Annotated in this window: 26 protein-coding genes; 16 read left to right on the top strand and 10 right to left on the bottom strand. The window is 64.1% G+C overall.

All coding sequences use genetic code 11. The annotated features are described in order from the left end of the window. The 3 genes from NF616_RS10805 (at window position 1) to NF616_RS10815 (ending at window position 1,969) form a co-directional block, all read left to right on the top strand. Complete coding sequence (locus NF616_RS10805; protein WP_252273272.1) at window positions 1-606, top strand: arylesterase; 606 nt, start codon at window positions 1-3, stop codon at window positions 604-606. Between the two features lie 56 nt (window positions 607-662). Continuing rightward, the gene (locus NF616_RS10810) at window positions 663-944 is read left to right on the top strand and encodes a hypothetical protein (protein ID WP_252273273.1); all 282 of its coding nucleotides are present in this window, start codon (window positions 663-665) and stop codon (window positions 942-944) included. Window positions 945-1,015: 71 nt separating this feature from the next. Next, window positions 1,016-1,969, top strand: a complete 954-nt coding sequence (locus tag NF616_RS10815) for a L,D-transpeptidase family protein (protein ID WP_252273275.1) — start codon at window positions 1,016-1,018, stop codon at window positions 1,967-1,969. A 124-nt stretch (window positions 1,970-2,093) separates the two neighbouring features. Here NF616_RS10815 and oprI read toward each other — a convergent pair whose 3' ends face one another. Next, a complete protein-coding gene (gene oprI, locus NF616_RS10820; protein ID WP_003239826.1) occupies window positions 2,094-2,345 on the bottom strand; it encodes an outer membrane lipoprotei OprI in 252 nt (83 codons plus the stop codon). Between the two features lie 311 nt (window positions 2,346-2,656). On the opposite strand from oprI, the gene NF616_RS10825 reads away from it, so the two are divergent. Together NF616_RS10825 and NF616_RS10830 are read left to right on the top strand one after the other, a co-directional pair. Continuing rightward, window positions 2,657-3,919 carry a hypothetical protein gene (locus NF616_RS10825; RefSeq protein ID WP_252273276.1) on the top strand — a complete coding sequence of 421 codons (1,263 nt, stop codon included), beginning with the start codon at window positions 2,657-2,659 and terminating at the stop codon, window positions 3,917-3,919. A 16-nt stretch (window positions 3,920-3,935) separates the two neighbouring features. Further along, window positions 3,936-4,217 carry a GNAT family N-acetyltransferase gene (locus NF616_RS10830; RefSeq protein ID WP_252273277.1) on the top strand — a complete coding sequence of 94 codons (282 nt, stop codon included), beginning with the start codon at window positions 3,936-3,938 and terminating at the stop codon, window positions 4,215-4,217. Window positions 4,218-4,272: 55 nt separating this feature from the next. Here NF616_RS10830 and NF616_RS10835 read toward each other — a convergent pair whose 3' ends face one another. Continuing rightward, window positions 4,273-5,349 carry a 3-deoxy-7-phosphoheptulonate synthase gene (locus NF616_RS10835; RefSeq protein WP_252273278.1) on the bottom strand — a complete coding sequence of 359 codons (1,077 nt, stop codon included), beginning with the start codon at window positions 5,347-5,349 and terminating at the stop codon, window positions 4,273-4,275. 120 nt (window positions 5,350-5,469) lie between these two features. Further along, window positions 5,470-5,889 carry a PilZ domain-containing protein gene (locus NF616_RS10840; protein ID WP_252273279.1) on the bottom strand — a complete coding sequence of 140 codons (420 nt, stop codon included), beginning with the start codon at window positions 5,887-5,889 and terminating at the stop codon, window positions 5,470-5,472. 14 nt (window positions 5,890-5,903) lie between these two features. Between NF616_RS10840 and NF616_RS10845 the strand changes: the two genes are divergently transcribed. The 4 genes from NF616_RS10845 to cysB all read left to right on the top strand — a co-directional run bounded on the left by NF616_RS10845 (window position 5,904) and on the right by cysB (window position 8,909). After that, entirely contained in the window at window positions 5,904-6,275 is a 372-nt protein-coding gene (locus NF616_RS10845) for a thioredoxin family protein (protein ID WP_252273280.1), read from the top strand. Beyond that, entirely contained in the window at window positions 6,275-7,228 is a 954-nt protein-coding gene (locus NF616_RS10850; protein ID WP_252273281.1) for a putative 2-dehydropantoate 2-reductase, read from the top strand. Before NF616_RS10845 ends, NF616_RS10850 begins: the two co-directional genes overlap by 1 nt. An 88-nt stretch (window positions 7,229-7,316) precedes the next feature. Next, the gene (locus tag NF616_RS10855) at window positions 7,317-7,802 is read left to right on the top strand and encodes a universal stress protein (RefSeq protein WP_252273282.1); all 486 of its coding nucleotides are present in this window, start codon (window positions 7,317-7,319) and stop codon (window positions 7,800-7,802) included. 132 nt (window positions 7,803-7,934) lie between these two features. Continuing rightward, on the top strand, window positions 7,935-8,909 hold the full coding sequence (gene cysB, locus NF616_RS10860) for an HTH-type transcriptional regulator CysB (RefSeq protein WP_252273283.1): 975 nt from the start codon (window positions 7,935-7,937) through the stop codon (window positions 8,907-8,909). Window positions 8,910-8,963: 54 nt separating this feature from the next. On the opposite strand, the gene NF616_RS10865 is transcribed toward cysB, so the two are convergent. Beyond that, complete coding sequence (locus NF616_RS10865) at window positions 8,964-9,584, bottom strand: phosphoadenosine phosphosulfate reductase domain-containing protein (protein WP_252273284.1); 621 nt, start codon at window positions 9,582-9,584, stop codon at window positions 8,964-8,966. A gap of 142 nt (window positions 9,585-9,726) precedes the next feature. On the opposite strand from NF616_RS10865, the gene thrH reads away from it, so the two are divergent. Further along, on the top strand, window positions 9,727-10,344 hold the full coding sequence (gene thrH, locus NF616_RS10870) for a bifunctional phosphoserine phosphatase/homoserine phosphotransferase ThrH (RefSeq protein WP_252273285.1): 618 nt from the start codon (window positions 9,727-9,729) through the stop codon (window positions 10,342-10,344). A 51-nt stretch (window positions 10,345-10,395) separates the two neighbouring features. Here the strand turns inward: thrH and pabB are convergent, their stop codons facing one another. From pabB to rloA, 4 genes are all read right to left on the bottom strand, one after another. After that, window positions 10,396-11,739, bottom strand: coding sequence for an aminodeoxychorismate synthase component I (gene pabB, locus NF616_RS10875; RefSeq protein WP_252273286.1), 1,344 nt, complete (start codon window positions 11,737-11,739; stop codon window positions 10,396-10,398). Window positions 11,740-11,840: 101 nt separating this feature from the next. Next, entirely contained in the window at window positions 11,841-12,824 is a 984-nt protein-coding gene (locus tag NF616_RS10880) for an alpha-L-glutamate ligase-like protein (protein ID WP_252273398.1), read from the bottom strand. Window positions 12,825-12,831: 7 nt separating this feature from the next. Beyond that, window positions 12,832-14,358 carry an osmotic stress tolerance membrane protein RloB gene (rloB, locus tag NF616_RS10885; RefSeq protein ID WP_252273287.1) on the bottom strand — a complete coding sequence of 509 codons (1,527 nt, stop codon included), beginning with the start codon at window positions 14,356-14,358 and terminating at the stop codon, window positions 12,832-12,834. Window positions 14,359-14,363: 5 nt separating this feature from the next. Then, on the bottom strand, window positions 14,364-14,900 hold the full coding sequence (gene rloA, locus NF616_RS10890; protein WP_252273288.1) for a retropepsin-like aspartic peptidase RloA: 537 nt from the start codon (window positions 14,898-14,900) through the stop codon (window positions 14,364-14,366). A gap of 277 nt (window positions 14,901-15,177) precedes the next feature. Here rloA and NF616_RS10895 point away from each other — a divergent pair, with 277 nt between their 5' ends. The 5 genes from NF616_RS10895 to prpF all read left to right on the top strand — a co-directional run bounded on the left by NF616_RS10895 (window position 15,178) and on the right by prpF (window position 21,937). Beyond that, window positions 15,178-15,897 carry a GntR family transcriptional regulator gene (locus tag NF616_RS10895; RefSeq protein WP_252273399.1) on the top strand — a complete coding sequence of 240 codons (720 nt, stop codon included), beginning with the start codon at window positions 15,178-15,180 and terminating at the stop codon, window positions 15,895-15,897. Further along, window positions 15,894-16,793: a methylisocitrate lyase gene (gene prpB, locus NF616_RS10900; protein ID WP_252273289.1), complete on the top strand. Its 900-nt coding sequence runs from the start codon at window positions 15,894-15,896 to the stop codon at window positions 16,791-16,793. The genes NF616_RS10895 and prpB overlap by 4 nt, the downstream gene beginning before the upstream one ends. A gap of 57 nt (window positions 16,794-16,850) precedes the next feature. Continuing rightward, the gene (gene prpC / locus NF616_RS10905; RefSeq protein WP_252273290.1) at window positions 16,851-18,011 is read left to right on the top strand and encodes a bifunctional 2-methylcitrate synthase/citrate synthase; all 1,161 of its coding nucleotides are present in this window, start codon (window positions 16,851-16,853) and stop codon (window positions 18,009-18,011) included. Window positions 18,012-18,022: 11 nt separating this feature from the next. After that, window positions 18,023-20,632, top strand: coding sequence for a Fe/S-dependent 2-methylisocitrate dehydratase AcnD (gene acnD / locus NF616_RS10910; protein WP_252273291.1), 2,610 nt, complete (start codon window positions 18,023-18,025; stop codon window positions 20,630-20,632). Between the two features lie 117 nt (window positions 20,633-20,749). Continuing rightward, a complete protein-coding gene (prpF, locus tag NF616_RS10915; protein WP_252273292.1) occupies window positions 20,750-21,937 on the top strand; it encodes a 2-methylaconitate cis-trans isomerase PrpF in 1,188 nt (395 codons plus the stop codon). A gap of 16 nt (window positions 21,938-21,953) precedes the next feature. Here prpF and NF616_RS10920 read toward each other — a convergent pair whose 3' ends face one another. Beyond that, window positions 21,954-22,601, bottom strand: a complete 648-nt coding sequence (locus tag NF616_RS10920) for a LysE family translocator (RefSeq protein WP_252273293.1) — start codon at window positions 22,599-22,601, stop codon at window positions 21,954-21,956. Between the two features lie 12 nt (window positions 22,602-22,613). Next, entirely contained in the window at window positions 22,614-23,432 is an 819-nt protein-coding gene (ppsR, locus tag NF616_RS10925; RefSeq protein ID WP_252273294.1) for a posphoenolpyruvate synthetase regulatory kinase/phosphorylase PpsR, read from the bottom strand. 154 nt (window positions 23,433-23,586) lie between these two features. Between ppsR and ppsA the strand changes: the two genes are divergently transcribed. After that, window positions 23,587-25,962, top strand: coding sequence for a phosphoenolpyruvate synthase (ppsA, locus tag NF616_RS10930; RefSeq protein ID WP_252273295.1), 2,376 nt, complete (start codon window positions 23,587-23,589; stop codon window positions 25,960-25,962). Window positions 25,963-26,043: the final 81 nt, after the last annotated feature.

Genomic DNA, 26,043 nt, shown 5'->3' on the forward strand with positions numbered 1-26,043 from the left:
ATGCGTGCATTGTTGATGAGCGGTGCGCTGGCGCTGCTGCTATGGGCCCAGGGCGCACTGGCCGGCACCGTCCTGGTGGTCGGGGATAGTATCAGCGCCGCTTTGGGACTGGATACCCGCCAGGGTTGGGTCACCCTGCTGCAGAAACGCTTGCAGGACGGCGGTTTCGAGCATCAGGTGGTGAACGCGTCGATCAGTGGCGACACCAGCTCCGGCGGCGCCGCGCGGCTGCCTGCGCTGCTTGCGCAGCATCGTCCGCAACTGGTGATCATCGAACTCGGTGGTAACGATGGGCTGCGTGGCCAGCCGCCCGCGCAATTGCAACAGAATCTTGCCCGCATGGTAGATGCGTCGCGTGCTGCCGGCGCGGGCGTGCTGCTGCTGGGCATGCGCCTGCCGCCCAATTATGGCCAGCGCTACACCCAGGCCTTTGCCCAGGTGTTCAGCGATGTGGCGACGGATAAACAGGTGCCGCTGGTGCCGTTTCTGCTCGAGGGCGTCGGTGGTGTGCCGGGCATGATGCAGGCCGACGGCATCCATCCGGCGGCCGCGGCTCAGACGAAGATGCTCGAGAACGTCTGGCCGAGCCTGGAACCGCTGCTCTGAGCCTTCCTTGCCTGCTGGCTTTCGGCTATCGTGGCGCCCCCGCTTCGGAGCCCTGAATGCCGCGCCCTGCCTGGTCCCTGTTCGCCTACCAACTGATCGTGCCGGACGAACAGCTCGACCTGTTCGCCTGCCGCGAGGCGAGAGTGCATCTGGTCGCTCGTCAGCTGGAGCTTGGCGGTTATGCGGACCGTACATTGTGTGGCGGCCTGTTGCCGGCCCTGCCGGTGCTGCGCGACGTGAGCCGAGCGGGACTGCGCGACAAGCGCCTGTGCCCGCATTGCCGCGAGACGCTGGAGGCCCAGCGCCGCGGCGATCGACCCCTGTGGCCCGACGCCTGAGCACTCCCGGCCCGTTTGCCGCCCGTGTACAATCCCGAGTCTTTCCCTCACCCATTGCCAAGGATTTACGGATGTTGTCGCTCGCTCGCTCCCTGAGCCTCGCCGGCCTGATCGCGGCCGGCCCCGCTGCCGCCCTCGAGCTGCCCCTGCCGCCCCCGGGCGAAGATATCGTCGGCCAGGTCCAGGTGATCAAGGCCAAGTACGAGGACACCTTCGCCGACCTCGCCTCGGCCAACGACCTGGGCTATCTGGAGATGGTTGCGGCCAACCCTGGCGTGGACGCCTGGCTGCCGGGCGAGGGGACCGAGATCATCCTGCCGACGCGCTACATCCTGCCGCCGGGCCCGCGCGAGGGCATCGTGATCAACCTGGCCGAGTACCGCCTGTACTACTTCCCCAAGGGGCAGGACGTGGTGCATACCTTCCCGCTGGGTATCGGCCGCGAGGGCTGGGGGTCGCCGATCGCCCACACCTCCGTGATCGCCAAGACGCCGAACCCGGGCTGGACCCCGCCGGCCTCCATTCGTGCGGAGCACGCTGCCGATGGCGATCCGCTGCCGGCCTATGTGCCGCCCGGCCCGGACAATCCGCTGGGGCCGTTCAAGTTCACCCTGGGCACCCCCGGCTACCTGATCCACGGCTCGAACAAGAAATTCGGTATCGGCATGCGCGTCAGCCATGGCTGCTTCCGCATGCTCAACAACAACGTCCTTGAACTGGCGAAGATGGCGCCGGTGGGTACTTCCGTACGCATCATCAACGAGCCGTACAAGTTCGGCGTGAGCGGCGGCAAGGTCTATCTCGAGGCCCACGAGCCGCTGAGCGACAGCGGGGAGCCATCGGTGGTGGACAAGCACACCGCGGTGATCAATGCATTGCTGAAGAACGAGCAGCTGGGCGGCGACATGCGCCTGGACTGGGAGATGGTGCGCGAGGTGGTGGCGTCGGAAGATGGCATGCCCATCGAGATCGCCATTCCCGAGCAGGCGGTAGCCGGTCACGAGGTCGCTCCGCTGGAGATCTGAGGCAACTCCATCGAGGCCCGCTCGCAGTTCTTGCCGGCGGGCTTTTTTGTGCCCGGCCGAATCGGGCGCATAAAAAAAGCCGACTCGGCGAACCGAGTCGGCTTCTTCAAAGCCTTGGCAAGGATTACTTGCGGCTAGCTTTTTCCAGCATGCGCAGAGCGCGCTCGTTGGCTTCGTCAGCGGTCTGCTGAGCCTTCTGAGCAGCGGCCAGAGCCTCGTCAGCCTTACGGTAGGCTTCGTCGGCACGAGCTTGAGCGCGAGCAGCAGCGTCTTCGGTAGCGGTCAGACGAGCTTCGGTTTCTTTGGACATGCTGCTGCAGCCAGTAGCCAGAACGGCGGCCAGGGCCAGAGCAGAGAATTTCAGAACATTGTTCATCGTGTTCCCCTTAAGTGGACTTTCCATGAAAGCAATTTCCCAAGCTTGAGAAATTAGCCGCGCTACATACTACCCATTACTTTTAGTAAGTAAACTGAGCCAAGGCAAGTGAAGCAAAAAAATTTCAAGCCTGCTCAAGCTTTAATCTTTTTGTTTAAAAAACATACAGTTCTAGTTCCCCGATAAGCGCGCGATAGTTCATCTTGGTACGCCCGTGCATGCTCCGATACATGGCTGTCGTCCTGGCCAATTGGTAAGATCGCTGCGCCGTTCCGGCAGGAAGCTTTTCCGGATAAACCAAGGATGTAGCGATGTCGAAATTCATCAAATGGGCCCTGCTCGGTATTCTTGCCGTCGGGATCCTGATCAAGGTTTCGCTCTGGTTGTCGGTTCGCTCGATCATGAACGATGCCATCGCCCAGTTTTCCCCGTTCGCACAGTTGAGTTATCGAGGCATCACTTCATCTTTCGATGGTCGTGTCGGCGTCGAAGGCATCGAAATTCGAGTGCCGATGCTCAATGACACGTTTCACATCGCGCATGCGGAGCTCAGGTTCAAGGGGTTGCGCGAGCTATTGGCATTCAAGGAGCGCCTGGCAGAGGGCAAGCTCCCTGAGCAGTTGGCGGTGCGTATCGAAGGCCTGGCGATCGATGTCCACGGCCCGTTCATGACAATGGTCCACGAGGCGCCGCCGGCTCCGGATCTGGAAGCTGCCCTTACCAGCGTCGCCTGTGGCGACGTGAACCGCATTGGCGTCGATGATCTGCTTGAAATGGGCTATCGCACGCTGGAAACCGATGCCGAGTTTTCGTACCGGTTCCAGCCGGGCGCGCAGAACCTCGCCTTCAATCTCACTGCCGACACGCGGGGCATGGGTGAGTACCGGGTCAGTCTGCAGATGGCCAATGTGTCGGAAAAGCCTGGTGACATGCGGGTGAACCCGCCGCGCATCTCCAGTCTCGTCCTGGAAATCAACGACAACCAGTATCAGCGCAAGGTCAACAGCTACTGCGCCGGCAAGCTCGGCCAGTCCAGCGAAGAGTATGTGCGCACATCGCTGGAGAAGCTGGACAGCGAGCTGCGTGCCCAGCGCATCGCCCTGGAGCCTGCTTTGCTCGATTCGCTGGGCGGCTATTACCGCGACCCCCAGGCCCTTCGCCTGGAGTTGACCCCGACCGATGGCGCGATCTGGGACGGCCTGCAGTTCTTCGAACCCAAGGACGTGCTGGCCATGCTGCGCCCGGTATTGCTGATCAATCAGCAGGTGGTTGAGCCGCTGTCTTTCGCCTGGGTGAATCCTCAAGCGGCACCAATATCCGAGCCGAACGAGCTGATCCGGGTCGAGGCCAATGAGCAGCAGACGAGCCCCCAGTTCGAGTTCGTCAGCGTGGAAAGCCTACCCAGCCATGCGGGCAAGCGGCTACAGTTCATCACCTATGACGGCACCTACTATCAGGGCGTGCTGCATAAAGTGGAGAACGGCAGGGTGTTTCTCAGTGTCCAAATGGGCAGTGGCTCGGCCGAGATGTTCCTCCGCCAGGAAAAGATCGATAAGGTAAGGGTACTGTTTTAACCCACGAGGAGAGGAAATGAGCGAAGGGCTGTCCATCCACCATGACCAGGCGGGTCATCAATTCGAGGCCGTGATCGACGGCCATCGCGCCTATCTGGCCTATATGGATCTGGGCAAGCAGACGCTCGACATCTACCGTACCTTTGTACCCAACGCCTTGCGTGGACGAGGCATTGCCGCCGCGCTGACCGAGCAGGCGCTCGAGTACGCCGAGTCCATGGGGTATACGGTGATTCCGTCGTGTTCCTATGTCGAACGCTACCTGGAGCGCCGCCAGCGCCAGCAGACCAGCGGCTGAGAGGCCGAAAACGAAAACGCCGGGCATTGCCCGGCGTTTTCGTTTGCGCTGAATGTCAGCCGCGCTGGCGCTTGGGCAGCACGTCCTTGAGCTTGCTGTGCATGCCGCGCAACGTCTTCTCGGTGGTGTCCCAGTCGATGCAGGCATCGGTGATGGACACGCCGTACTTGAGGTCGCCCAGGTCCTTCGGAATCGACTGGTTGCCCCAGCCCAGATGGCTCTCCACCATCAGGCCGACGATCGAGGTGTTGCCCTCGAGAATCTGGTTGGCGACGTTCTCCATTACCAGCGGCTGCAGGGCCGGGTCCTTGTTGGAGTTGGCGTGGCTGCAGTCGACCATGATGTTCGGGCTGATCTTGGCCTTGGCCAGCTCCTGCTCGCAGATGGCGACGCTGACCGAATCGTAGTTGGGCTTGCCGTTGCCGCCGCGCAGTACCACATGCCCGTAGGCGTTGCCCTTGGTGGTGACGATCGACACGCCGCCTTCCTGGTTGATGCCGAGGAAGCGATGCGGGCTGGACACCGATTGCAGGGCGTTGATCGCCACGGTCAAGCCGCCGTCGGTGCCGTTCTTGAAGCCGACGGCCGAGGAGAGGCCCGAAGCCATTTCGCGGTGGGTCTGGGATTCGGTGGTGCGGGCGCCGATGGCTGACCAACTGATCAGGTCCTGCAGGTACTGCGGTGAAATCGGGTCGAGCGCTTCGGTGGCGGTCGGCAGGCCCATCTCGGCCAGGTCGCGCAGCAGGCGGCGGCCGATGTGCAGGCCGTCCTGGATCTTGAACGAGTCGTCCAGGTAGGGATCGTTGATCAGACCCTTCCAGCCCACGGTGGTGCGCGGCTTCTCGAAGTACACGCGCATGACCAGGAACAACGTGTCGGACACCTCGGCGGCCAGCACCTTCAGGCGCTCGGCGTAGTCATGGGCGGCCTTGATGTCGTGGATGGAGCAGGGGCCGACCACCACGAACAGGCGGTGGTCCTTGCCGTCGAGAATGTCGCGGACCACCTGGCGGCCATTGGCGACGGTGCGCTGGGCGGCTTCAGTGAGGGGGATTTCGCGCTTGAGCTGCGCCGGGGTGATCAGGGTTTCATTGGACGAAACGTTGAGATCGTCAATCGGTAAATCAGCCATCGTGGTACTCGTCAGGTCACGGGAGCCGAGCGCCTCTTCAGGCGAAATCACTGGGCGCAGCGGGGGACCGGAACCTTAACGCGTTCGAGGCTGCCTCGACAATGGCAGATCGGCTGGAATCTAGTGGATGCGGGCGCTCGGGAATTCGGCGGCGTGCAGCGCGATCCACTCGCGTGCGACCGCTTCCACCTCCAGTGGCGTGCCCAGTTCGAGTTCGCGCTGATGGCGGTAGTGCTCGATCTGGCAGACCTGCTCGACCATGCGCGCCCGGAACAGGGTGTCTTCGTCGATGAAAGCGATGCCGATCAGATACTGGTCGGCCTGCTTGCGGCACCAGGCGACCACCCCCGGGTAGCGCGCGTCGTCGCCGAACAGCGGGATGCGCAGCTCGACCGCGGTGCCCTTGCGAAATCCCTTGCTGGAATTGCAAGCCACGCCGCCGAGGCTGATATTGTTCAGCCTTTGCCGCGGCAGGAAGGCGTGTTTGCGTTGCACCAGCTCGATCGGCATATCGCTGGGGTGACGAAGAAAGCGACGCATTGCGACTACTCCGGATGCCATCTAAATGCCATCATGCAAGGCCCAGTATAGTGCCTGATCTCGAACTGACCGATTTCGATGCCGACCATCGGTTGCTGGCGATGGCCGGCAGCACGCTGCTGATCTTCGTCAGTGCCGGCTGTGCCGGTTGTCGCTGGGCACGCCGTGAGCTGCCGGGTATGGACCTTCCCGTCGACCGCCTGTGCTGGGTCGATGCCGGCGAGAACGGCGGCCTGGTGCAGCGCTATGAGGTATTCCGTCTGCCGAGCCTGTTCCTGGTGCGCGATGGCCAGTATTTCGGTGCCCTTTCGTCCGCGCTACTGGCAACCGAATTGTCTGCGGCGATCCGGCAGGCGCTCGAACGCGAACCCGAGGAGTTACCCTGATGACCGAATCAAAACGTCCGCGCATTGGCATCGTCGGCACCGGGGCCATCGGTGGCTTCTATGGGCTGATGCTGGCTCGCGCCGGTCATGACGTGCATTTCCTGCTGCGCAGCGAGTATCGCGCCGTGGCTGAACGAGGCCTGCAGCTGAACAGTGCGGTACATGGCGAGCTCGCCCTGCAACCGGTGCAGGCATGGCATTGCGTCGCGGACATGCCGAAGTGCGACTGGCTGCTGGTGGGTGCCAAGACCACCAGTAACGCCGAGCTGGCGCCGCTCATTGCCCGTCTGGCCGCTGCCAACGCCCGGGTGGTGCTGCTGCAGAATGGCCTGGGCGTAGAGGACCGGTTGAGACCGCTGCTGCCCGACTCGCTGCATCTGCTCGGCGGGCTCTGCTTCATCTGCGTCCACAGGTCCGCTCCCGGGGTCATCGAGCACCAGGCCCTCGGTGCCGTGAACCTGGGCTATCACTCCGGTCCGCCGGAGCTGGACGAAGGACGACAGGCGATTGTCGAGGAGGGGGCCGAGCTGTTTCGTTCGGCCGGTATCGAGTCCGTCGCCATGGCCGACTTGCAGCAGGCGCGCTGGCAGAAGCTGGTGTGGAATGTTCCCTACAACGGCCTCTCGGTTTTGCTGAATGCCGGCACCCGGCGCCTGATGGACAGCGCCGACAGTCGTGCGCTGATTCTCGAGCTGATGTGCGAAGTGGCCCGCGGCGCCGCGGTGTGCGGGCAGACACTGCCGGACGGCTACCCGGAGCAGCTGCTGGCCGCCACCGACCGGATGCCCGACTACCTGCCCAGCATGTACCACGACTTCCGCCATGGCCGCCCGGCGGAGCTCGAGGCCATCTACGAGGCGCCACTGGCAGCCGCTGCGGCGGCGGGATGCGAGCTGCCGAAGATGCGCATGCTGCTGCAGGCGTTGCGATTTCTCGAGGCCGCTCGGGGCTGATCGAGCAGGGCCGGACGGCGGGTGACGCGGGAAGTCCGCCGAGGCGCTGCTAAGCTCAGCCTAGGTCCAGCAGTCTCAGGACGGCCCCATGCTGCGTTCCATTCTCTATGCCACCGATCTCGGGTTGTACGCGCCGTACGTGCTGCAGCACGCTTTGGCGTTGGCCAAGGCGTTCCAGGCCGAGCTGTATGTCGTGCACGCGGTGGAGCCGATGGGCCTGTTCGCCGAATCGGTGCTGCAGACCTACCTGGACGAGACGACCCTGCAGGAGTTACGCAGCAAGGGGCTCGCCACCGTGATGGCCAGCATCGAGCAGCGCGTGCTGGAGGGTTTTCGCGATGAAATGGGCGAGGCCCAGCAGGACATGCAGATGATCCGCAGCGTACGCGTCGTACAGGGGGATCCGGCCCAGGTGATTGTCGAGGAGGCCGGGAAACTCGGCGTCGATCTGCTGGTCGTAGGCAGTCACAGCCATGGCGCAGCGCAGGATATTCCCCTGGGCAGGACCGCGGCGCGCGTACTGCAGCTGTCGGATAAGCCGGTCTATCTGGTGCCTATGCTGCAGCACCGCTAGCCGCGGGTTTGCGAAGCGCTGGACGAACGGCATGCATTGCTCAGAAAATCGTCTAGCTTTAATCACTGAACCAATAATATGGTTATATCGCCCAAGGGCGTCGGCAGCGCTTTTCTGCTTTGAGGGACCTCTATGAAGCTGCAGCAACTGCGCTACATCTGGGAAGTAGCGCATCACGATCTCAACGTCTCTGCCACCGCGCAGAGCCTCTACACCTCGCAACCCGGCATCAGCAAGCAGATCCGCCTGCTGGAAGATGAACTGGGTGTCGAGGTCTTCGCCCGCAGTGGCAAACACCTGACCCGCGTGACGCCGGCCGGAGAACGGATCATCACCACTGCTGGCGAGATCCTGCGCAAGGTCGAGAGCATCAAACAGATCGCCCAAGAATTTTCCAACGAGAAGAAGGGCACCCTGTCCATCGCGACGACCCACACCCAGGCCCGCTATGCGCTGCCGGCGGTGATCAGCGGTTTCATCAAGCAATATCCCGAGGTGGCCCTGCACATGCAGCAGGGTACGCCGACCCAAATCGCCGAGATGGCGGCGGACGGCACCGTGGACTTCGCCATCGCCACCGAGGGCCTGGAGCTGTTCAACGACCTGGTGATGATGCCGTGTTACCGCTGGAACCGTTGTGTGATCGTGCCCCAGGGCCATCCGCTGACCAAATTGCCGAAGCTGACTCTTGAGGCGCTGGCCGAGCATCCGATCGTCACCTACGTGTTCGGCTTCACCGGTCGCTCCAAGCTCGACGAGGCGTTCAGTCACAAGGGGCTGTCGCCCAAGGTGGTATTCACCGCGGCCGATGCTGACGTGATCAAGACCTATGTGCGGCTGGGGCTGGGCGTCGGCATCGTCGCGGGCATGGCGGTCGACCCCAAGCTCGACAGCGACCTTGTGGTCCTTGATGCCAGCGAGCTGTTCGAGGCCAGCGTCACCAAGATCGGCTTCCGGCGCGGCACTTTCCTGCGCGGCTTCATGTGCGACTTCATCGAGAAGTTCGCCCCGCACCTGACCCGCGACGTGCTGGCCAAGGCCGTGCAGTGCCATACCAAGGCCGAGCTGGACGAGCTGTTCGCCGGTGTCGAGCTGCCGACGCATTAGCACGTAGGCCATGAAAAAGGGCGCCATGCGGCGCCCTTTTTCGTTGTGCTGCCCTCAGTGGCTGAGGTGCAGCCCGCATTCGCGGTTTTCCTCGCCCTTGGTCGGGTCGATGTAGTCGAAGTTGTTCGGCAGGTTGTGCTCGACCAGGTACTGATACAGCTCCTTGGAGCTCCAGTGCAGCAGCGGGGCGACCTTGATCAGACCGTCCGGGTTGATGCTGACCGGGTCCATCTGCGCACGCACGGCGGTGTCGCTGGCACGCAGCGCGGTGAACCAGACCTGCGGCGCGGTCTCGCGCAACGCGCGGGCGAAGGGTTCCAACTTCACCTCCTCGGTGAAGGCGGCATGACGCGGATCATCCAGCGCCGGTACCGGGCCGTCGACGGCCTCGCGGTGGGCGCGCGAGCGCAGTGGCAGGTAGGTCTTCAGGTTGAGATCGAGCAGCTTGGTGACTTCATCGGCGAACTGGTAGGTCGCCTCGGTGTTGTAGCCGTTGTCCATCCAGATCACCTGGATGTCCGGCTTGACCTGGGTGACCATGTGCAGGATCACCGCCTCGAAGGGGCGGAAGTTGGTGGTGCAGATCGCCGTCTTGCCCAGGCTCAGGGCCCACTCCACGAGTTTTTCGGCGTCTTTCCCGAGTTCGGCATTGATGCGAGCCAGATCGAGGGTCATCGGAGTGGTCCTGTGGGCAGTCGATGGGAGGGGCGCCGATGTTACCAGCCCGTGACCGGCTCAACCACCGGGCGCCCGGTTTACCAGCGACTCGCCATGCTGCTAGAGTGCCGGCCCTCTCTCAGCCCGTAAGGAGTCGCCCGTGGAAATCGCCTGCCTCGACCTCGAAGGTGTACTGGTTCCGGAAATCTGGATCGCCTTCGCCGAGAAAACCGGTATCGACGCGCTCAAGGCGACCACCCGCGATATTCCCGACTACGACGTGCTGATGAAGCAGCGTCTGCGCATCCTCGACGAGCACGGCCTCAAGCTGCGCGACATCCAGGAAGTGATCGCCACCCTCAAGCCGCTGGAAGGCGCCGTCGAGTTCGTCGACTGGCTGCGCGAGCGTTTCCAAGTGGTGATCCTGTCGGACACCTTCTATGAGTTCTCCCAGCCGCTGATGCGCCAGCTGGGCTTCCCGACCCTGCTGTGCCACAAGCTGGTCACCGATGAGACCGATCGCGTGGTGGGCTATCAGCTGCGCCAGAAGGACCCCAAGCGCCAGTCGGTGATCGCCTTCAAGAGCCTGTACTACCGCGTGATCGCCGCCGGTGATTCGTACAACGACACCACCATGCTCGCCGAGGCCCACGCCGGCATCCTGTTCCATGCGCCGAACAACGTGATCCGCGAGTTCCCGCAGTTCCCGGCGGTGCACACCTACGAAGACCTCAAGCGCGAGTTCCTCAAGGCGTCCGACCGCGAGCTGAGCCTGTAAGGTTATCGGCAACAAAAAAGGCCCGCTGATGCGGGCCTTTTTCATGGGCGATCAGAGCGCTTCCAGTGTCTGCAGCAGGACCCTCACCTTGGTGATGGACTCCTGATACTCGGCCTGCCAGTCCGAGTCCGCCACGATGCCGCCGCCGCCCCAGCAGCTGACGCTGCCGTTGCTGACCAGCAGGCTGCGGATGGCGATGGAGCTGTCCAGTTCGCCGCGTACGTCCAGATAGAGCAGGGAGCCACAGTATAGGGCGCGGCGGGTCGGCTCCAGCTCGTCGATGATCTGCATGGCGCGGATCTTCGGCGCGCCGGTGATCGAGCCGCCGGGGAAGCTGCCGGCCACCAGGTCCAGTGCGTCGTGGTCGTCTGCCAGCTCGCCGGTCACGGCGCTGACCAGGTGATGCACGTTGGGATAGCTCTCCAGGGCGAACAGCTCGGGCACCCTGACCGAGCCGGTGCGGCAGCTGCGACCCAGGTCGTTACGCAGCAGGTCGACGATCATCAGGTTCTCGGCGCGGTCCTTAGGACTGGCCAGCAGCTCGGCGGCATTGGCCTCGTCCTCGGCTGGCGTGGCGCCGCGCGGGCGGGTGCCCTTGATCGGGCGGGTCTCGACGCGGCCCTGGCTGATCTGAAGGAAGCGCTCCGGCGACAGGCTGAGGAGGGCATCACCCTCGTCGAGGGCCTGAAATCCGGCGAAGGGCGTAGGGCAGGCGGCCCGCAGTGCCTGGTAAGCGCTCCAGGCATCGCCCCGGCAGGGCGCCTGGAAACGCTGGGCGAAGTTGACCTGATAGCAGTCGCCGGCCTGGATATAGGCCTGGATGCGTTCGATGGCGCGACGGTAATCGTCCTGGGTCAGGTCGGCCCGGAAGGGGCGGCTGAGCGAGAAGGGCGCGACTGCGTCGGGCGCCGGCGTTTCGAACAGGGCGATCAGTCGCTCGCATTCGGCCGGCTCCAGGCTGGGATGGAACACCAGCTGGCTGGTCCGCTGCCGGTGGTCGCTGACCATCGCCCAGGCGTAGAGGCCGAAGCGTGCGTCCGGCAGGTCGAGATCATCGATGGCCTGCGCGGGCAGTCGCTCGAGGCGTCGGCCGAAGTCGTAGGCCAGGTAGCCGATCAGGCCGCCGGTGAAAGGCAGTTCTCGGTCCGCGGGAGCCTCGGCACGGCCGAGTGCAGCCAAGCCGTCGCGCAGGCGCTGGAAGAAGGCGCCGCCGCTCTCGTCATCGCCCGGCGCGTAGGTTGCCAGCGGCCAGGCGCTGAACAGGTCGTAGCGTCCGCGCTCGGCATGCGGGCGTCCGGCATCCAGCAGTACGGCTCCCGGTGCTCCGCGCACCAGGGCGAAGTAGGGGGCAGGGTCCGCCCGGTAGGGCAGCGGATGTAGGCGGCAGGTGCTCATGGTCGGCATCGGAAGGCTGAAGGCGCGATTGTAATGCGGCGCGCAACGAAAAAGCCCGGCATCGCCGGGCTTGGGATCGGGCAGGCTCCGGGTTCGCTGGCTCAGAGCTCCTTGGGCTTGATATGGCCGAACAGCTCCTGGGAGAAGCGTACCCGCTCCTCCGCCGTTTCCAGCACGCCCTTCTTGGCCAGCTCCTCGAGCCGCGCCTCGACGGCGTGAGCGCGATGGGTCAGGCCGCAGTCGTTGGCGATCTGGATGTTCAGGCCGGGACGCGCGTTGAGCTCGAGAATCAGCGGGCCCTTGTCCACGTCCAGCACCATGTCCACGCCGATATAACCGAGGCCGCAGAGCTCGTAGCAGCCCGCCGCCAGCTTCATGAAGCCGTCCCAGTTGGGCAGCTGCACGCCGTCCACGGCATTGGTGGTGTCAGGGTGCTTGGTGATCTTGTTGTTCAGCCAGGTGCCCTTGAGGGTGATGCCGGTGGCCAGATCCACGCCGACGCCGATGGCGCCCTGGTGCAGGTTGGCCTTGCCGTTGGACTGGCGGGTCGGCAGGCGCAGCATGGCCATCACCGGGTAGCCCATCAGCACGATGATGCGGATGTCCGGCACGCCCTCGTAGCTGATGCTCTTGAAGATCGGGTCCGGCGTGACGCGGTATTCGATCAGCGCGCGGTCGCGGTGGCCGCCGAGGGAGTACAGGCCGGTGAGGATGCTGGAGAGCTGGTGCTCGATGTCTTCCTGGCTGACGATCTTGCCGGAGACCGTCTTGTAGCGGCCCTCGAACTTGTCGGCGATCACCAGGATGCCGTCGCCGCCGGCGCCCTGCGCCGGCTTGATCACGAAATCGTTGCGCTCGCCGATGATCTCGCCGAACTTCTCGATCTCCTTCTCCGTGGAGATCACGCCGTACAGCTCGGGCACGTGGATGCCGGCGGCAAGGGCGCGCTCCTTGGTGATGATCTTGTCATCGACGATCGGATACAGGTGCCGCTTGTTGTACTTCAGCACGTAGTCCGCGTTGCGGCGGTTGATGCCCATGATGCCTTTGGCTTCGAGGGCCTTCCATGTCTTCCACAGACCGATCATGGGTTCAATCCTTCAGGAAGGCTTTGAAACGGAACAGCTCGGTCAGGCGGTAGCCGCGGTAGCGACCCATCGCCAGCATGAAGCCCACCAGTACCAGCAGTACGGCCGGGAAGGTGAAGACGAAGTAGGTCAGCTGCGGAATGCTCATCAAGGCGTGGGCCAGGGATGCGGCGATCAGGGTGCCGACGGCGACCTTGAAGGCGTGGGTGCCGCCGCGCTCTTCCCAGGTGATGGACAGGCGTTCGATGGTCATGGTCAGGATCACCATGGGGAACAGCGCCACCGACAGGCCGCGTTCCAGGCCGAGCTTGTGGCTGAACAGGCTGATCACGGCGATCAGCACCACCACGAACGTCAGCACCACCGACAGGCGCGGCAGCATCTGCAGTTTGAGGTGTTCGAGGTACGAGCGCAGTGACAGGCCGAGCGCGGTGATGATGGTGAACAGCACGATGCCGAAGCCCAGCTGGGTTTCGCGGAAGGCGAGGGCGATCAGTACCGGGGTGAAGGTGCCGAGGGTCTGCAGACCGCCGAGGTTGCGCAGGATGAGGATCACCAGTACGCCGATCGGGATCATGATCATGATCTGGTAGGTCTGCTGGGTCTGCAGCGGCAGGCCGTACAGGGAGTACTCGAGGAAGTCGACGTCGGTGTTCTCGTCGGTCAGTTTGGCCAGGCGGATGGCGTTCATCTCGCTGTTGTTCAGAGTGAACGTGACCTGAGGCTTCTTGCCGCCCTCGATGTTCACCAGCGGGTCGTCACCGGTCCACCACACCACGCGGTCGGTCGGCAGGCCCTGTTCGCCGCTCTCCGGATTGAAGTACAGCCAGTTCTCGCCATTGAAGCTGCGCAGCCACAGCTCCGGGCCCTGCTGGGTATCGGCGATCAGGCGGATGGTGTGTACGCGCTCCATCGGCACATGGGCGATGGACAGCAGCAGGTCGATCACCTTGGCCTTGTTGACGGTGGAGGCGTCGCCGCCAAGCAGCAGTTTGACGTTGTCGTCATTGGCGTTGTTGACGCGCTTGATGGTCTCGCTGATGAAGGTCTGCACGTCGGCCGAATGCTGGCGGATGGGTGCGAGCAGGGCTTCGGCGGCGATCTTCTCGGGACCTTCGACCGGGATGCTGTCGCGGAAGATCGGGCCCTTGGCCTTGGCCGGCTCGCCGCTGTAGCGCTTGGTCAGCACCAGGCGGTAATAGAGGGTCTGGTTGCCGTTGGCGCGACGGGCCGACCAGGTCAGCTTGCGGTTGCCGTCCACCCGATTGACGCTCACGCCGTAGTTATTGGAGATGAAGCTCTCGTTGAGGCTCACGTAGTCCTGGTTCAGCGGCGGCACGAACATCTGCACCTTGACCGGCTCGCGCGGGCTGGCCTGGAACTCGATCTTGGCGTCGATGTTCCAGAGATCGTCGGTTTCGTCTTCGGTCACCGGAATGCCGAGAACGAAGATCTGATAGGCCGTGACCAGAACGCCCACCGTCACCAGGAGGGTGATAAGGACTTTCAGATGCAGGGTAAGAGAGCGCATGTAGGTTACTCGGCGGAGTTTGCGTCGGTGGTGCAGCCGGGTTTGCCAGCGGCGTATTTAAGGCTCGGATCGACCACGGCGTTCAGCCGTTTGAGCGCTTCCGAGCCGATCAGCAGCGGGTATTGGAAGGCGCTGCGGTCGGTGAGGTTCACTTCGATGGTGCGCAGGGCCTTGCCCATGCACATCTGCAGTTCGACCACGGGGCGTGCGGTGTAGCTCTTGCCCTCGTCCGGGTCGAAGTCGCCGGCGCGGCGCTTGATCTTGCTGATGCGCGCCAGCGGGCGCTCGATGGGGTGCTCGTGGGCGTCGTCGATGGCCAGGTAGAAGCGCACCCAGGTTTCACCGTCACGCTTGAAGCGCTTGATGTCGCGGGCGCTGAGGGAGGCTGTCTTGGCGCCGGTATCCAGCTTGGCGGCGACTTCCAGATCGAGATCGGTGAGCCTGATGTATTCGTTCAGACCATAGACGGTCTTGTCGGCGGCGGAACTCAGGCCGGGAAACAGGCTGCAGCCGAGGAGGATGGCGAAAGGCGTGAGTCGCATAAATCCTTTGATATTCGCGTCGTCGGGGCGGCGGTGCGCACAGCCGAGTGTAGTCTAGCAGCCGATGCGGAGCTCCGTGCCGGCTCATGCGGGCGGTATTCTAGCATGCTGATTTTCAGTGGTAACAGCCGCTTATGAGCGTTTCTGCAAGTTGATTGCCAATTACGTCGATTTCCGAGCTGCCGGATTGATTGTCGACAATCTTGTCGTGTGTGGTTGACTGCGCGGGTCCCCAGGCGTACTTTTTGCGCCATATCCACTTGCCGTGTTGACAATGATGCTCGACTCGATCGAAGTGCCCGTCGCTGGCCAAAACGATTCGGAAACCCTTGCCGAGCACGTATTCCGTCGTATCCAGGCGGCCATCGTGCAGGGCGAGATCCCGCCCGGCAGCAAGATCTCCGAACCGGAGCTGGCACGTACCTACGGCATCAGCCGCGGCCCACTGCGCGAGGCGATCCACCGCCTGGAGGGGCAGAAGCTGCTGGTGCGAGTGCCTCACGTCGGCGCGCGAGTGGTCTCGCTCAGCCATGCCGAGCTGATCGAGCTGTACGAGATCCGCGAATCCCTGGAAGGCATGGCGTGCCGCCTTGCCGCCGAGCGCATGAGCCGGGCCGAGATCGACGAGCTGCGCCGGGTCCTGGAACTGCATGAGCAGGACGCCGCGTTCAAGGCTGGCGTCGGCTATTACCAGCAGGAAGGCGACTTCGACTTCCACTACCGGATCATCCAAGGCAGCGGCAACCGCACCCTGACCCAGATGCTCTGCGGCGAGCTGTACCAGCTGGTGCGCATGTACCGCCTGCAGTTCTCGACCACGCCGAACCGCCCGCACCAGGCCTTCGCCGAACACCACCGCATTCTCGATGCCATCGCCGACCGTGACGGCGAGCTGGCCGAGCTGCTGATGCGCCGTCACATCGGCGCCTCCAAGCGCAACATCGAGCGCCACTACCGGGAAGCGCTCGCCAATCCGTCCACACGAGGTGAGTCATGACTCCGTTGTCTACCCAGAGCAGCGCCGGCCAGCGTTTCCGTCAGGCCCTGGCCGAAGAGAAGCCGCTGCAGGTCATCGGCGCGATCAACGCCAACCACGCGCTGCTGGCCAAGCGCGCCGGCTTCCGCGCCATTTACCTGTCCGGTGGCGGCGTCGCGGCGGGCTCGCTGGGCCTGCCTGACCTGGGCATCAACACCCTGGACGACGTGCTCACCGACGTACGCCGCATTACCGACGTCTGCGATCTGCCGTTGCTGGTCGACATCGACACCGGCTTCGGCCCCTCGGCCTTCAACATCGAGCGGACCATCAAGAACCTGATCAAGGCCGGCGCCGCCGCCGCCCATATCGAAGACCAGGTCGGCGCCAAGCGTTGCGGCCATCGTCCGGGCAAGGAAATCGTCTCCTGCGAGGAGATGGTCGACCGCGTGCGCGCCGCCGCCGATGCCAAGACCGACCCGAACTTCTTCCTGATCGCCCGTACCGACGCCATCCAGGCCGAGGGCGTGGACGCCGCCATCGAGCGCTGCCAGCGCTACGTGGAGGCGGGCGCCGACGGCATCTTCGCCGAGGCCGCCTACGACCTGCCGACCTACAAGCGCTTCGTCGATGCGCTGAACGTGCCGGTGCTGGCCAACATCACCGAGTTCGGCGCCACTCCGTTGTTCACCCGCGACGAGCTGGCCTCGGTCGGCGTGGCCATCCAGCTGTATCCGCTGTCCGCCTTCCGCGCTGCCAACAAGGCGGCGGAAAGTGTCTACACCTCGATCCGCCAGAACGGCCATCAGAAAGACGTCATCGAGCTGATGCAGACTCGCGCCGAGCTGTACGACCGCATCGGCTACCACGCCTTCGAGCAGAAGCTCGACGCGCTGTTCGCCGCCGGCAAGAAGTGACGACACGCAGGTCCGCCTGCGGATGAACAAGAAACGAATGATGAGGAGACACCCGCGATGAGCGCCCCAGAAGCGAGCACCCCTGGCTTCAAGCCGAAGAAGTCCGTGGCCCTGAGCGGCACCGCCGCCGGCAACACCGCCCTGTGCACCGTCGGCCGCACCGGCAACGACCTGCACTACCGCGGTTATGACGTGCTCGATTTCGCCAACCGCTGCGAATTCGAGGAGATCGCCCACCTGCTGGTCCACGGCAAGCTGCCCAACGTGGCTGAGCTGGCCGGCTACAAGGCCAAGCTGAAAGCTCTGCGCGGCCTGCCGGCCGGGGTGAAGGCCGCCCTGGAAACCCTGCCGCCGTCGGCCCACCCGATGGACGTGATGCGCACCGCCGTATCCGTGCTCGGCTGCCTGTCGCCGGAGAAGGACGACCACAACCATCCGGGCGCCCGCGACATCGCCGACAAGCTGATGGCCTGCCTGGGCTCCGCGCTGCTGTACTGGTACCACTTCAGCCACAACGGCAAGCGCATCGACGTGGACACCGACGACGACTCCATCGGCGGCCACTTCCTGCACCTGCTGCACGGCGAGAAGCCGCGCGAGTCTTGGGTGCGCGCCATGCACACCTCGCTCAACCTGTACGCCGAGCACGAGTTCAACGCCTCGACCTTCACCTCCCGGGTGATCGCCGGCACCGGCTCGGATATGTATTCGTGCATCGCCGGCGCCATCGGCGCCCTGCGCGGGCCGAAACACGGCGGCGCCAACGAAGTGGCCTTCGAGATCCAGAAGCGCTACGACAACCCGGACGAGGCCGAGGCCGACATCCGCGCCCGCGTCGAGAGGAAGGAAGTGGTGATCGGCTTCGGCCACCCGGTCTACACCGTGTCCGACCCGCGCAACAAGGTGATCAAGGAAGTCGCCCAGCAGCTGTCGCAGGAACAGTCCAACACCAAGATGTACGACATTGCCGAGCGCCTGGAGACCATCATGTGGGACATCAAGAAGATGTTCCCCAATCTCGACTGGTTCAGCGCCGTGAGCTACCACATGATGGGCGTGCCCACCGCCATGTTCACCCCGCTGTTCGTCATCGCCCGCACCGCCGGCTGGTCCGCACACGTTGTCGAGCAGCGCATCGACGGCAAGATCATCCGCCCGAGCGCCAACTACACCGGTCCCGAAGACCTGAAGTTCGTGCCGCTCAAGGACCGCAAGTGATGAGCAGCCCGATGAATAGCCAATACCGCAAACCTCTGGACGGCACCCAGCTGGACTATTTCGACGCCCGCGAGGCGGTCGATGCCATCGCCCCCGGTGCCTGGGCTGGCCTGCCTTATACCTCGCGCGTGCTGGCCGAGCAGCTGGTGCGCCGTTGCGAGCCTGATCTGCTGACGCCCGCGCTGGAGCAACTGATCTACCGCAAGCGCGACCTGGACTTCCCCTGGTATCCGGCGCGGGTGGTCTGCCATGACATCCTCGGCCAGACCGCGCTGGTCGACCTGGCCGGCCTGCGCGACGCCATCGCCGAGCAGGGTGGCGACCCTTCCAAGGTCAATCCGGTGGTGCCGACCCAACTGATCGTCGACCACTCGCTGGCCGTAGAAGCGCCGGGCTTCGATCCGGATGCTTTCGAGAAGAACCGCGCCATCGAGGATCGTCGCAACGAGGACCGCTTCCACTTCATCGAGTGGACCAAGACGGCCTTCAAGAACGTCGACGTGATCCCCGCCGGCAACGGCATCATGCACCAGATCAACTTGGAGAAGATGAGCCCGGTGATCCAGGCGCGCGGCGGCGTGGCCTTTCCGGATACCTGCGTGGGCACCGACTCGCACACCCCGCATGTGGACGCCCTGGGCGTGATCGCCATCGGCGTCGGCGGCTTGGAAGCCGAGACGGTGATGCTCGGCCATCCCTCGATGATGCGCCTGCCCGACATCGTCGGCGTCCGTCTGACCGGCAAGCGCCAGCCCGGCATCACCGCCACCGACATCGTCCTCGCCCTGACCGAGTTCTTGCGCAAAGAGCGGGTGGTCGGCGCCTATGTCGAGTTCTTCGGCGAAGGGGCGGACAGCCTGTCGATCGGCGATCGCGCGACCATCTCCAACATGTGCCCGGAATACGGCGCCACGGCTTCGATGTTCTACATCGACCAGCAGACCATCGATTACCTCAAGCTGACCGGCCGCGAGCCGGAGCAGGTGGCGCTGGTCGAGCGCTACGCCAAGACCACTGGCCTGTGGGCCACCGCGTTGGAGACGGCGGAATACGAGCGCGTGCTCGAGTTCGATCTGTCCGGCGTGGTGCGCAACATGGCCGGCCCGAGCAACCCGCACAAGCGCCTGCCGACGTCGGCCCTGGCCGAACGCGGCATCGCCGGTGATGCGCAGCTGGCCGCCGCCAAGGCGGAGGAGGCTGCCGGTCAGCTGCCGGATGGCGCGGTGATCATCGCCGCCATCACCAGCTGCACCAACACCTCCAACCCGCGCAACGTGGTGGCCGCCGGCCTGCTGGCGAAGAAGGCCAACGAGCTGGGCCTGATCCGCAAACCGTGGGTCAAGACTTCGTTCGCTCCCGGTTCGAAGGTCGCCAAGCTGTATCTGGAAGAGGCCGGTCTGCTGGTGGAGCTGGAGAAGCTCGGCTTCGGCATCGTCGCCTATGCCTGCACTACCTGTAACGGCATGTCCGGCGCGCTGGACCCGGTGATCCAGCAGGAAATCATCGAGCGCGACCTGTATGCCACCGCCGTATTGAGCGGCAACCGAAACTTCGACGGCCGTATTCATCCCTATGCCAAGCAGGCCTTTCTGGCCTCGCCGCCGCTGGTGGTGGCCTACGCCATCGCCGGTACCGTGCGCTTCGATATCGAGCAGGATGTGCTGGGCTTTGATGCGAACGGCCAGCCGATCACCCTCAAGGACCTGTGGCCGAGCGACGAGGAAATCGATGCCATCGTTGCGGCCAGCGTGAAGCCGGAGCAGTTCAAGCAGATCTACATCCCGATGTTCGACCTCGGCACCGTGCAGGAGGCCGAGAGCCCGCTGTACGACTGGCGTCCGATGTCCACCTACATCCGCCGTCCGCCGTATTGGGAAGGTGCGCTGGCCGGCGAGCGCACGCTCAAGGGCATGCTGCCGCTGGCGATCCTGCCGGACAACATCACCACCGATCACCTGTCGCCGTCCAACGCCATCCTGCTGGACTCGGCCGCCGGCGAATACCTGGCGAAAATGGGCCTGCCGGAGGAGGACTTCAACTCCTACGCCACCCACCGCGGCGACCACCTGACCGCCCAGCGCGCCACCTTCGCCAACCCCCAGTTGGTCAACGAGATGGTCGTGGTCGACGGCGCGGTGAAGAAGGGCTCGCTGGCCCGCGTCGAGCCGGAGGGCAAGGTGATGCGCATGTGGGAAGCGATCGAGACCTACATGAACCGCAAGCAGAACCTGATCATCGTCGCCGGTGCCGACTACGGTCAGGGCTCGTCCCGCGACTGGGCGGCCAAGGGCGTGCGCCTGGCGGGCGTGGAAGTGATCGTGGCTGAAGGCTTCGAGCGCATCCACCGCACCAACCTGGTGGGCATGGGCGTGCTGCCGGTGGAGTTCAAGCCGGGCACCACTCGCCTGACCCTGGGGCTGGACGGCACCGAGACCTATGACGTCGAAGGCGATATTTCGCCGCGTTGCGACCTGACGCTGGTGGTCAATCGCCGCGACGGCGAAGTGGTACGGGTACCGGTCACCTGCCGCCTGGACACCGCTGCCGACGTCAGCGTGTACAAGGCCGGTGGCGTGTTGCAGCGTTTCGCCAAGGACTTCCTCGAGTCGTCCCAAGACTGATGCCTTACCGGGGTGACACGAGTCGCCCCGGTGCTTCTGTCCGTAGCCCGGATTTAATCCGGGGTACCTCGTTTCCCGGATTGCCTCCGGCTACTTTGACTCAGCCAGGACCCCATCATGGCTCATCAACCCCAGATCAAGATTCCCGCCACCTACATGCGAGGCGGCACCAGCAAGGGTGTGTTCTTCCGCCTGCAGGACCTCCCCGAGTCCTGCCAGATGCCCGGCGAGGCCCGCGACAGGTTGTTCATGCGCGTGATCGGCAGCCCCGATCCTTACTCGGCGCATATCGACGGCATGGGCGGCGCCACCTCGTCGACGTCCAAGTGCGTGATCCTCTCGAAGAGCAGTCAGCCCGATCACGACGTCGACTACCTCTATGGCCAGGTCTCCATCGACAAGGCCTTCGTCGACTGGAGCGGCAACTGCGGCAACCTGTCGACCGCCGCCGGCGCCTTCGCCATTCATGCCGGGCTGGTCGATCCAGCGCGCATTCCGGACAACGGCGTGTGCGTGGTGCGCATCTGGCAGGCCAATATCCGCAAGACCATCATCGCCCACGTACCGGTCAGCGACGGCCAGGTGCAGGAAACCGGCGACTTCGAGCTGGATGGCGTGACCTTCCCGGCGGCGGAGATCGTGCTGGAATTCCTCGATCCGTCCGACGATGGCGAGGAGGGCGGCGCCATGTTCCCCACCGGCAATCTGGTCGACGACCTGGAGGTGCCGGGTGTCGGCCCGCTCAAGGCGACCATGATCAGCGCCGGCATCCCCACCGTGTTCGTCAATGCCGAGGACATCGGCTATCAGGGTACCGAGCTGCGCGAGGCCATCAACGGCGATCCGGCCCAGCTCGCGCGCTTCGAGCAGATCCGCGTGGCCGGCGCTCTGCGCATGGGCCTGATCAAGACCGCCGACGAGGCGCTCAAGCGCCAGCACACGCCGAAGATCGCCTTCGTCAGTGCGCCCAAGCGCTACCAGGCCTCGAGTGGAAAGGTGGTGGAGCCGGGTGAGGTCGACCTGCTGGTGCGCGCGCTGTCCATGGGCAAGCTGCACCACGCCATGATGGGTACCTGCGCGGTGGCCATCGGTACGGCGGCGGCCATACCCGGCACCCTGGTCAACCTGACGGCAGGCGGCGGCGAACGTGAAGCTGTGCGTTTCGGCCATCCCTCCGGCACCTTGCGCGTTGGTGCCGAGGCGCGTCAGGTCAATGGCGAGTGGACAGTGACCAAGGCCATCATGAGCCGCAGTGCGCGGATCCTGATGGAAGGCTGGGTGCGGGTGCCGGGCGACAGCTTCTGAAGAGCCGCCGCGGACGTCAGTGGTTGTTGACGCCCAGCATCAATCCGCCGGCGCCGACGAAGAAGGCGCCGGTGCCTTTGTTCAGGCGGCTCGCGCCCTTGCGACTGCGCACCAGGCGGCGGATCTGCAGGCCAAACAATGCGTAGGTCAGTGAGGCGACGCACAGCTCGGCCAGCAGGTAAGTGGTGCCCAGGTAGAGAAACTGCTCGGCCGCCGGCTGATCCGGTTTGATGAACTGCGGGAAGATCGCGGCGAACAGCAGAATGGCCTTGGGGTTGCTGATGCCGACCAGGAACTCGTTGAGCATCAGCCTGGCGATCGGCGCCGTCGCCGGCTTCTGCTCGACCCGTTCGCCATCAATGGACTGCAGGCCGCCGAACTCCGTGCTGCGCCAGGTCTTGATGCCCAGGTACACCAGATACAGCGCACCGATCCACTTGACGAGGGTAAAGGCGGTTTCCGAGGCCAGCAGCATGGCGCCGAGACCGACTGCGGAGATGAACAGGAAGATGGCGAAGGAGGCCAGTCGGCCAAGGCTGGCGACTAGCGCGACGCCGACGCCATAGTGGATACCGTTGTGCAGGGCGCAGAAGTTGCTGGGCCCCGGGCCGAGCGAGATCAGCGCGGCGACGGGGGCGAACAGCACTGCATCCATCAGCGTCATGACGGTCACCGATTATTTGAGGCGGCGCTCGACGCCTTTTTCCACCAGGATCTTCGCCGAGATTTCCTCGACCGAGAAATGGGTGGAGTTGATGAAGTTGATGCCCTCGCGGCGGAACAGGTTCTCCACCTCGCGCACCTCGAACTCGCACTGGGCGTAGCTTGCGTAACGGCTGTTGGGCTTGCGCTCGTGGCGGATGGCGGTCAGCCGGTCGGGGTCGATGGTCAGGCCGAACAGCTTGTGTTTGTAGGGTTTGAGGGCCGCCGGCAGCTGCAGGCGCTCCATGTCTTCCTCGGTGAGCGGGTAGTTCGCGGCGCGGATGCCGAACTGCATGGCCATGTACAGGCAGGTGGGCGTCTTACCGCAACGCGAAACACCGATCAAAATCAGATCGGCTTTGTCGTAGTAATGCGTGCGGGCTCCGTCGTCGTTGTCCAAGGCGAAGTTGACCGCCTCGATCCGCTCCATGTAGTTGGTGCTGCTGGCGATGGAGTGGGACTTGCCGACCGAGTAGGAGGAGTGCTCGCTGAGCTCGGCTTCCAGGGGCGCGAGAAAGGTGGAAAAGATGTCGATCATGAAGCCGTCGGACTGGGCCAGGACGTCACGGATCTCGTGGTTGACCACGGTGTCGAAGATGATCGGCCGGGCGCCGTCTTTCTCGGCAGCATTATTGATTTGCTGTACCATGGCCCGCGCCTTCTCGACACTGTCTATATAGGGGCGTGTGAGCTTGGTGAAGCTGATGGCCTCGAACTGTGCCAGCAGACTTTGCCCAAGAGTCTCCGCGGTGATACCCGTGCCGTCGGAGATGAAGAATGCGGTTCGTTTCATTGATGGCGGAGGCCTTAAGTCAGGAACGATTCTTGGCTATCATAGGCCCCCTTTGCCGGGCCCCTTGTGGACGGCATTGTGACTATTTCCTTGAGGCAAAGCCAGGTAGCGGCGCCGCTGCACCGGCTCTGCCACGTACAGTGGAGAGTGCACCTTGGTAGAGTACGTCATTTCCCTCGAGAAGCTCGGCGTCCACGATGTGGAGCGTGTAGGGGGCAAGAACGCATCCCTCGGCGAGATGATCAGCAACCTCGCCGGTGCTGGCGTATCGGTACCCGGTGGCTTCGCCACCACCGCCCAGGCCTACCGTGACTTCCTCGAGCAGAGCGGCCTCAACGACCGCATCCACGCCGCCCTCGACGCGCTGGATGTGGACGACGTCAACGCCCTGGCGAAGACCGGCGCGCAGATTCGCCAGTGGGTGATGGACGCCGAGTTCCCGGCCCAGCTGGATGCCGACATCCGCACGGCCTTCGCCGCAATGAGCGGCGGCAATGAGCAGATGGCAGTCGCCGTGCGTTCCTCGGCCACCGCCGAAGACCTGCCCGACGCCTCCTTCGCCGGCCAGCAGGAAACCTTCCTCAACATCCGTGGCGTGGATAACGTGATCCGCGCGGCCAAGGAAGTCTTCGCTTCCCTGTTCAACGACCGTGCCATCGCCTACCGCGTGCACCAGGGCTTCGACCACAAACTGGTCGCCCTGTCCGCCGGCGTGCAGCGCATGGTGCGTTCGGAAACCGGCACCGCCGGCGTGATGTTCACCCTGGACACCGAATCGGGCTTTCGCGACGTGGTGTTCATCACCGGCGCCTACGGCCTCGGCGAGACCGTGGTACAGGGCGCCGTGAACCCCGACGAGTTCTACGTGCACAAGCAGACCCTGGAAGCCGGTCGCCCGGCCATCCTGCGCCGCAACCTGGGCAGCAAGGCGATCAAGATGATCTACGGCGAAGAGGCCAAGGCCGGTCGCTCGGTCAAGACCGTCGACGTCGACCGCGCCGAGCGTGCGCGCTTCTGCATCACCGACGCCGAAGTCAGCGAGCTGGCCAAGCAGGCGCTGATCATCGAGAAACACTACGGCCGCCCGATGGACATCGAATGGGCGAAGGACGGCGACGACGGCAAGCTGTACATCGTCCAGGCCCGTCCGGAAACCGTGAAGAGCCGCGCCAGCGCCACCGTGATGGAGCGCTACCTGCTGAAGGAAAAGGGCAAGGTCCTGGTGGAGGGCCGCGCCATCGGCCAGCGCATCGGCGCCGGTCCGGTCCGCGTGATCCACGACGTGTCCGAGATGGACAAGGTTCAGCCGGGCGACGTGCTGGTCTCCGACATGACCGATCCGGACTGGGAACCGGTGATGAAGCGCGCCAGCGCCATCGTCACCAACCGCGGCGGCCGTACCTGCCACGCCGCCATCATCGCCCGTGAGCTGGGCATTCCGGCCGTGGTCGGCTGCGGCAATGCCACCCAGGTGCTGCAAGACGGTCAGGGCGTGACCGTGTCCTGTGCCGAGGGTGACACCGGCTTCATTTTCGAGGGCCAACTGGGCTTCGACATCCGCAAGAACTCGGTCGACGCCATGCCCGACCTGCCGTTCAAGATCATGATGAACGTCGGCAACCCGGACCGCGCCTTCGACTTCGCCCAGTTGCCCAACGAGGGCGTGGGCCTGGCCCGCCTGGAATTCATCATCAACCGCATGATCGGCGTGCATCCCAAGGCGCTGCTGAACTTCGCCGGTCTGCCGACGGAGATCAAGGACAGCGTAGAGAAGCGTATCGCCGGCTACGACGACCCGGTCGGCTTCTACGTCGAGAAGCTGGTCGAGGGCATCAGCACCCTGGCCGCGGCCTTCTGGCCGAAGAAGGTCATCGTGCGCCTGTCGGACTTCAAGTCCAACGAGTACGCCAACCTGATCGGCGGCAAGCTGTACGAGCCAGAAGAAGAAAACCCGATGCTCGGCTTCCGTGGCGCCTCGCGCTACATCAGCGAAAGCTTCCGCGATTGCTTCGAGCTGGAGTGCCGCGCGCTGAAGAAGGTGCGCAACGAGATGGGCCTGACCAACGTCGAGATCATGGTGCCTTTCGTACGTACCCTGGGTGAGGCGTCGCAGGTGGTCGAGCTGCTCGCCAGCAATGGCCTGGAGCGTGGCAAGGATGGCCTGAAGGTCATCATGATGTGCGAACTACCGTCCAACGCGTTGCTGGCCGACGAGTTCCTCGAGTTCTTCGATGGCTTCTCCATCGGCTCCAACGACCTGACCCAGCTGACCCTGGGTCTTGATCGAGACTCCGGCATCGTCGCCCACCTGTTCGACGAGCGTAACCCGGCGGTGAAGAAGCTGCTGGCCAACGCCATCGCTGCCTGCAACAAGGCCGGCAAGTACATCGGCATCTGCGGTCAGGGCCCGTCGGACCACCCGGACCTAGCCAAGTGGCTGATGGAGCAGGGCATCGAAAGCGTCTCGCTGAACCCCGACTCGGTGCTGGATACCTGGTTCTTCCTCGCCGAAGGCCAGCCGCAAGGCTGACCCCGAAGCCTTTACCAGAAGGGTGGGAGCGATCCCGCCCTTTTTTATGGCCTGTCATTCAGGCCGTGTTGCCACCGCGAA

The sequence above is a fragment of the Pseudomonas subflava genome (assembly GCF_023823685.1).
Classification (GTDB): domain Bacteria; phylum Pseudomonadota; class Gammaproteobacteria; order Pseudomonadales; family Pseudomonadaceae; genus Aquipseudomonas; species Aquipseudomonas subflava.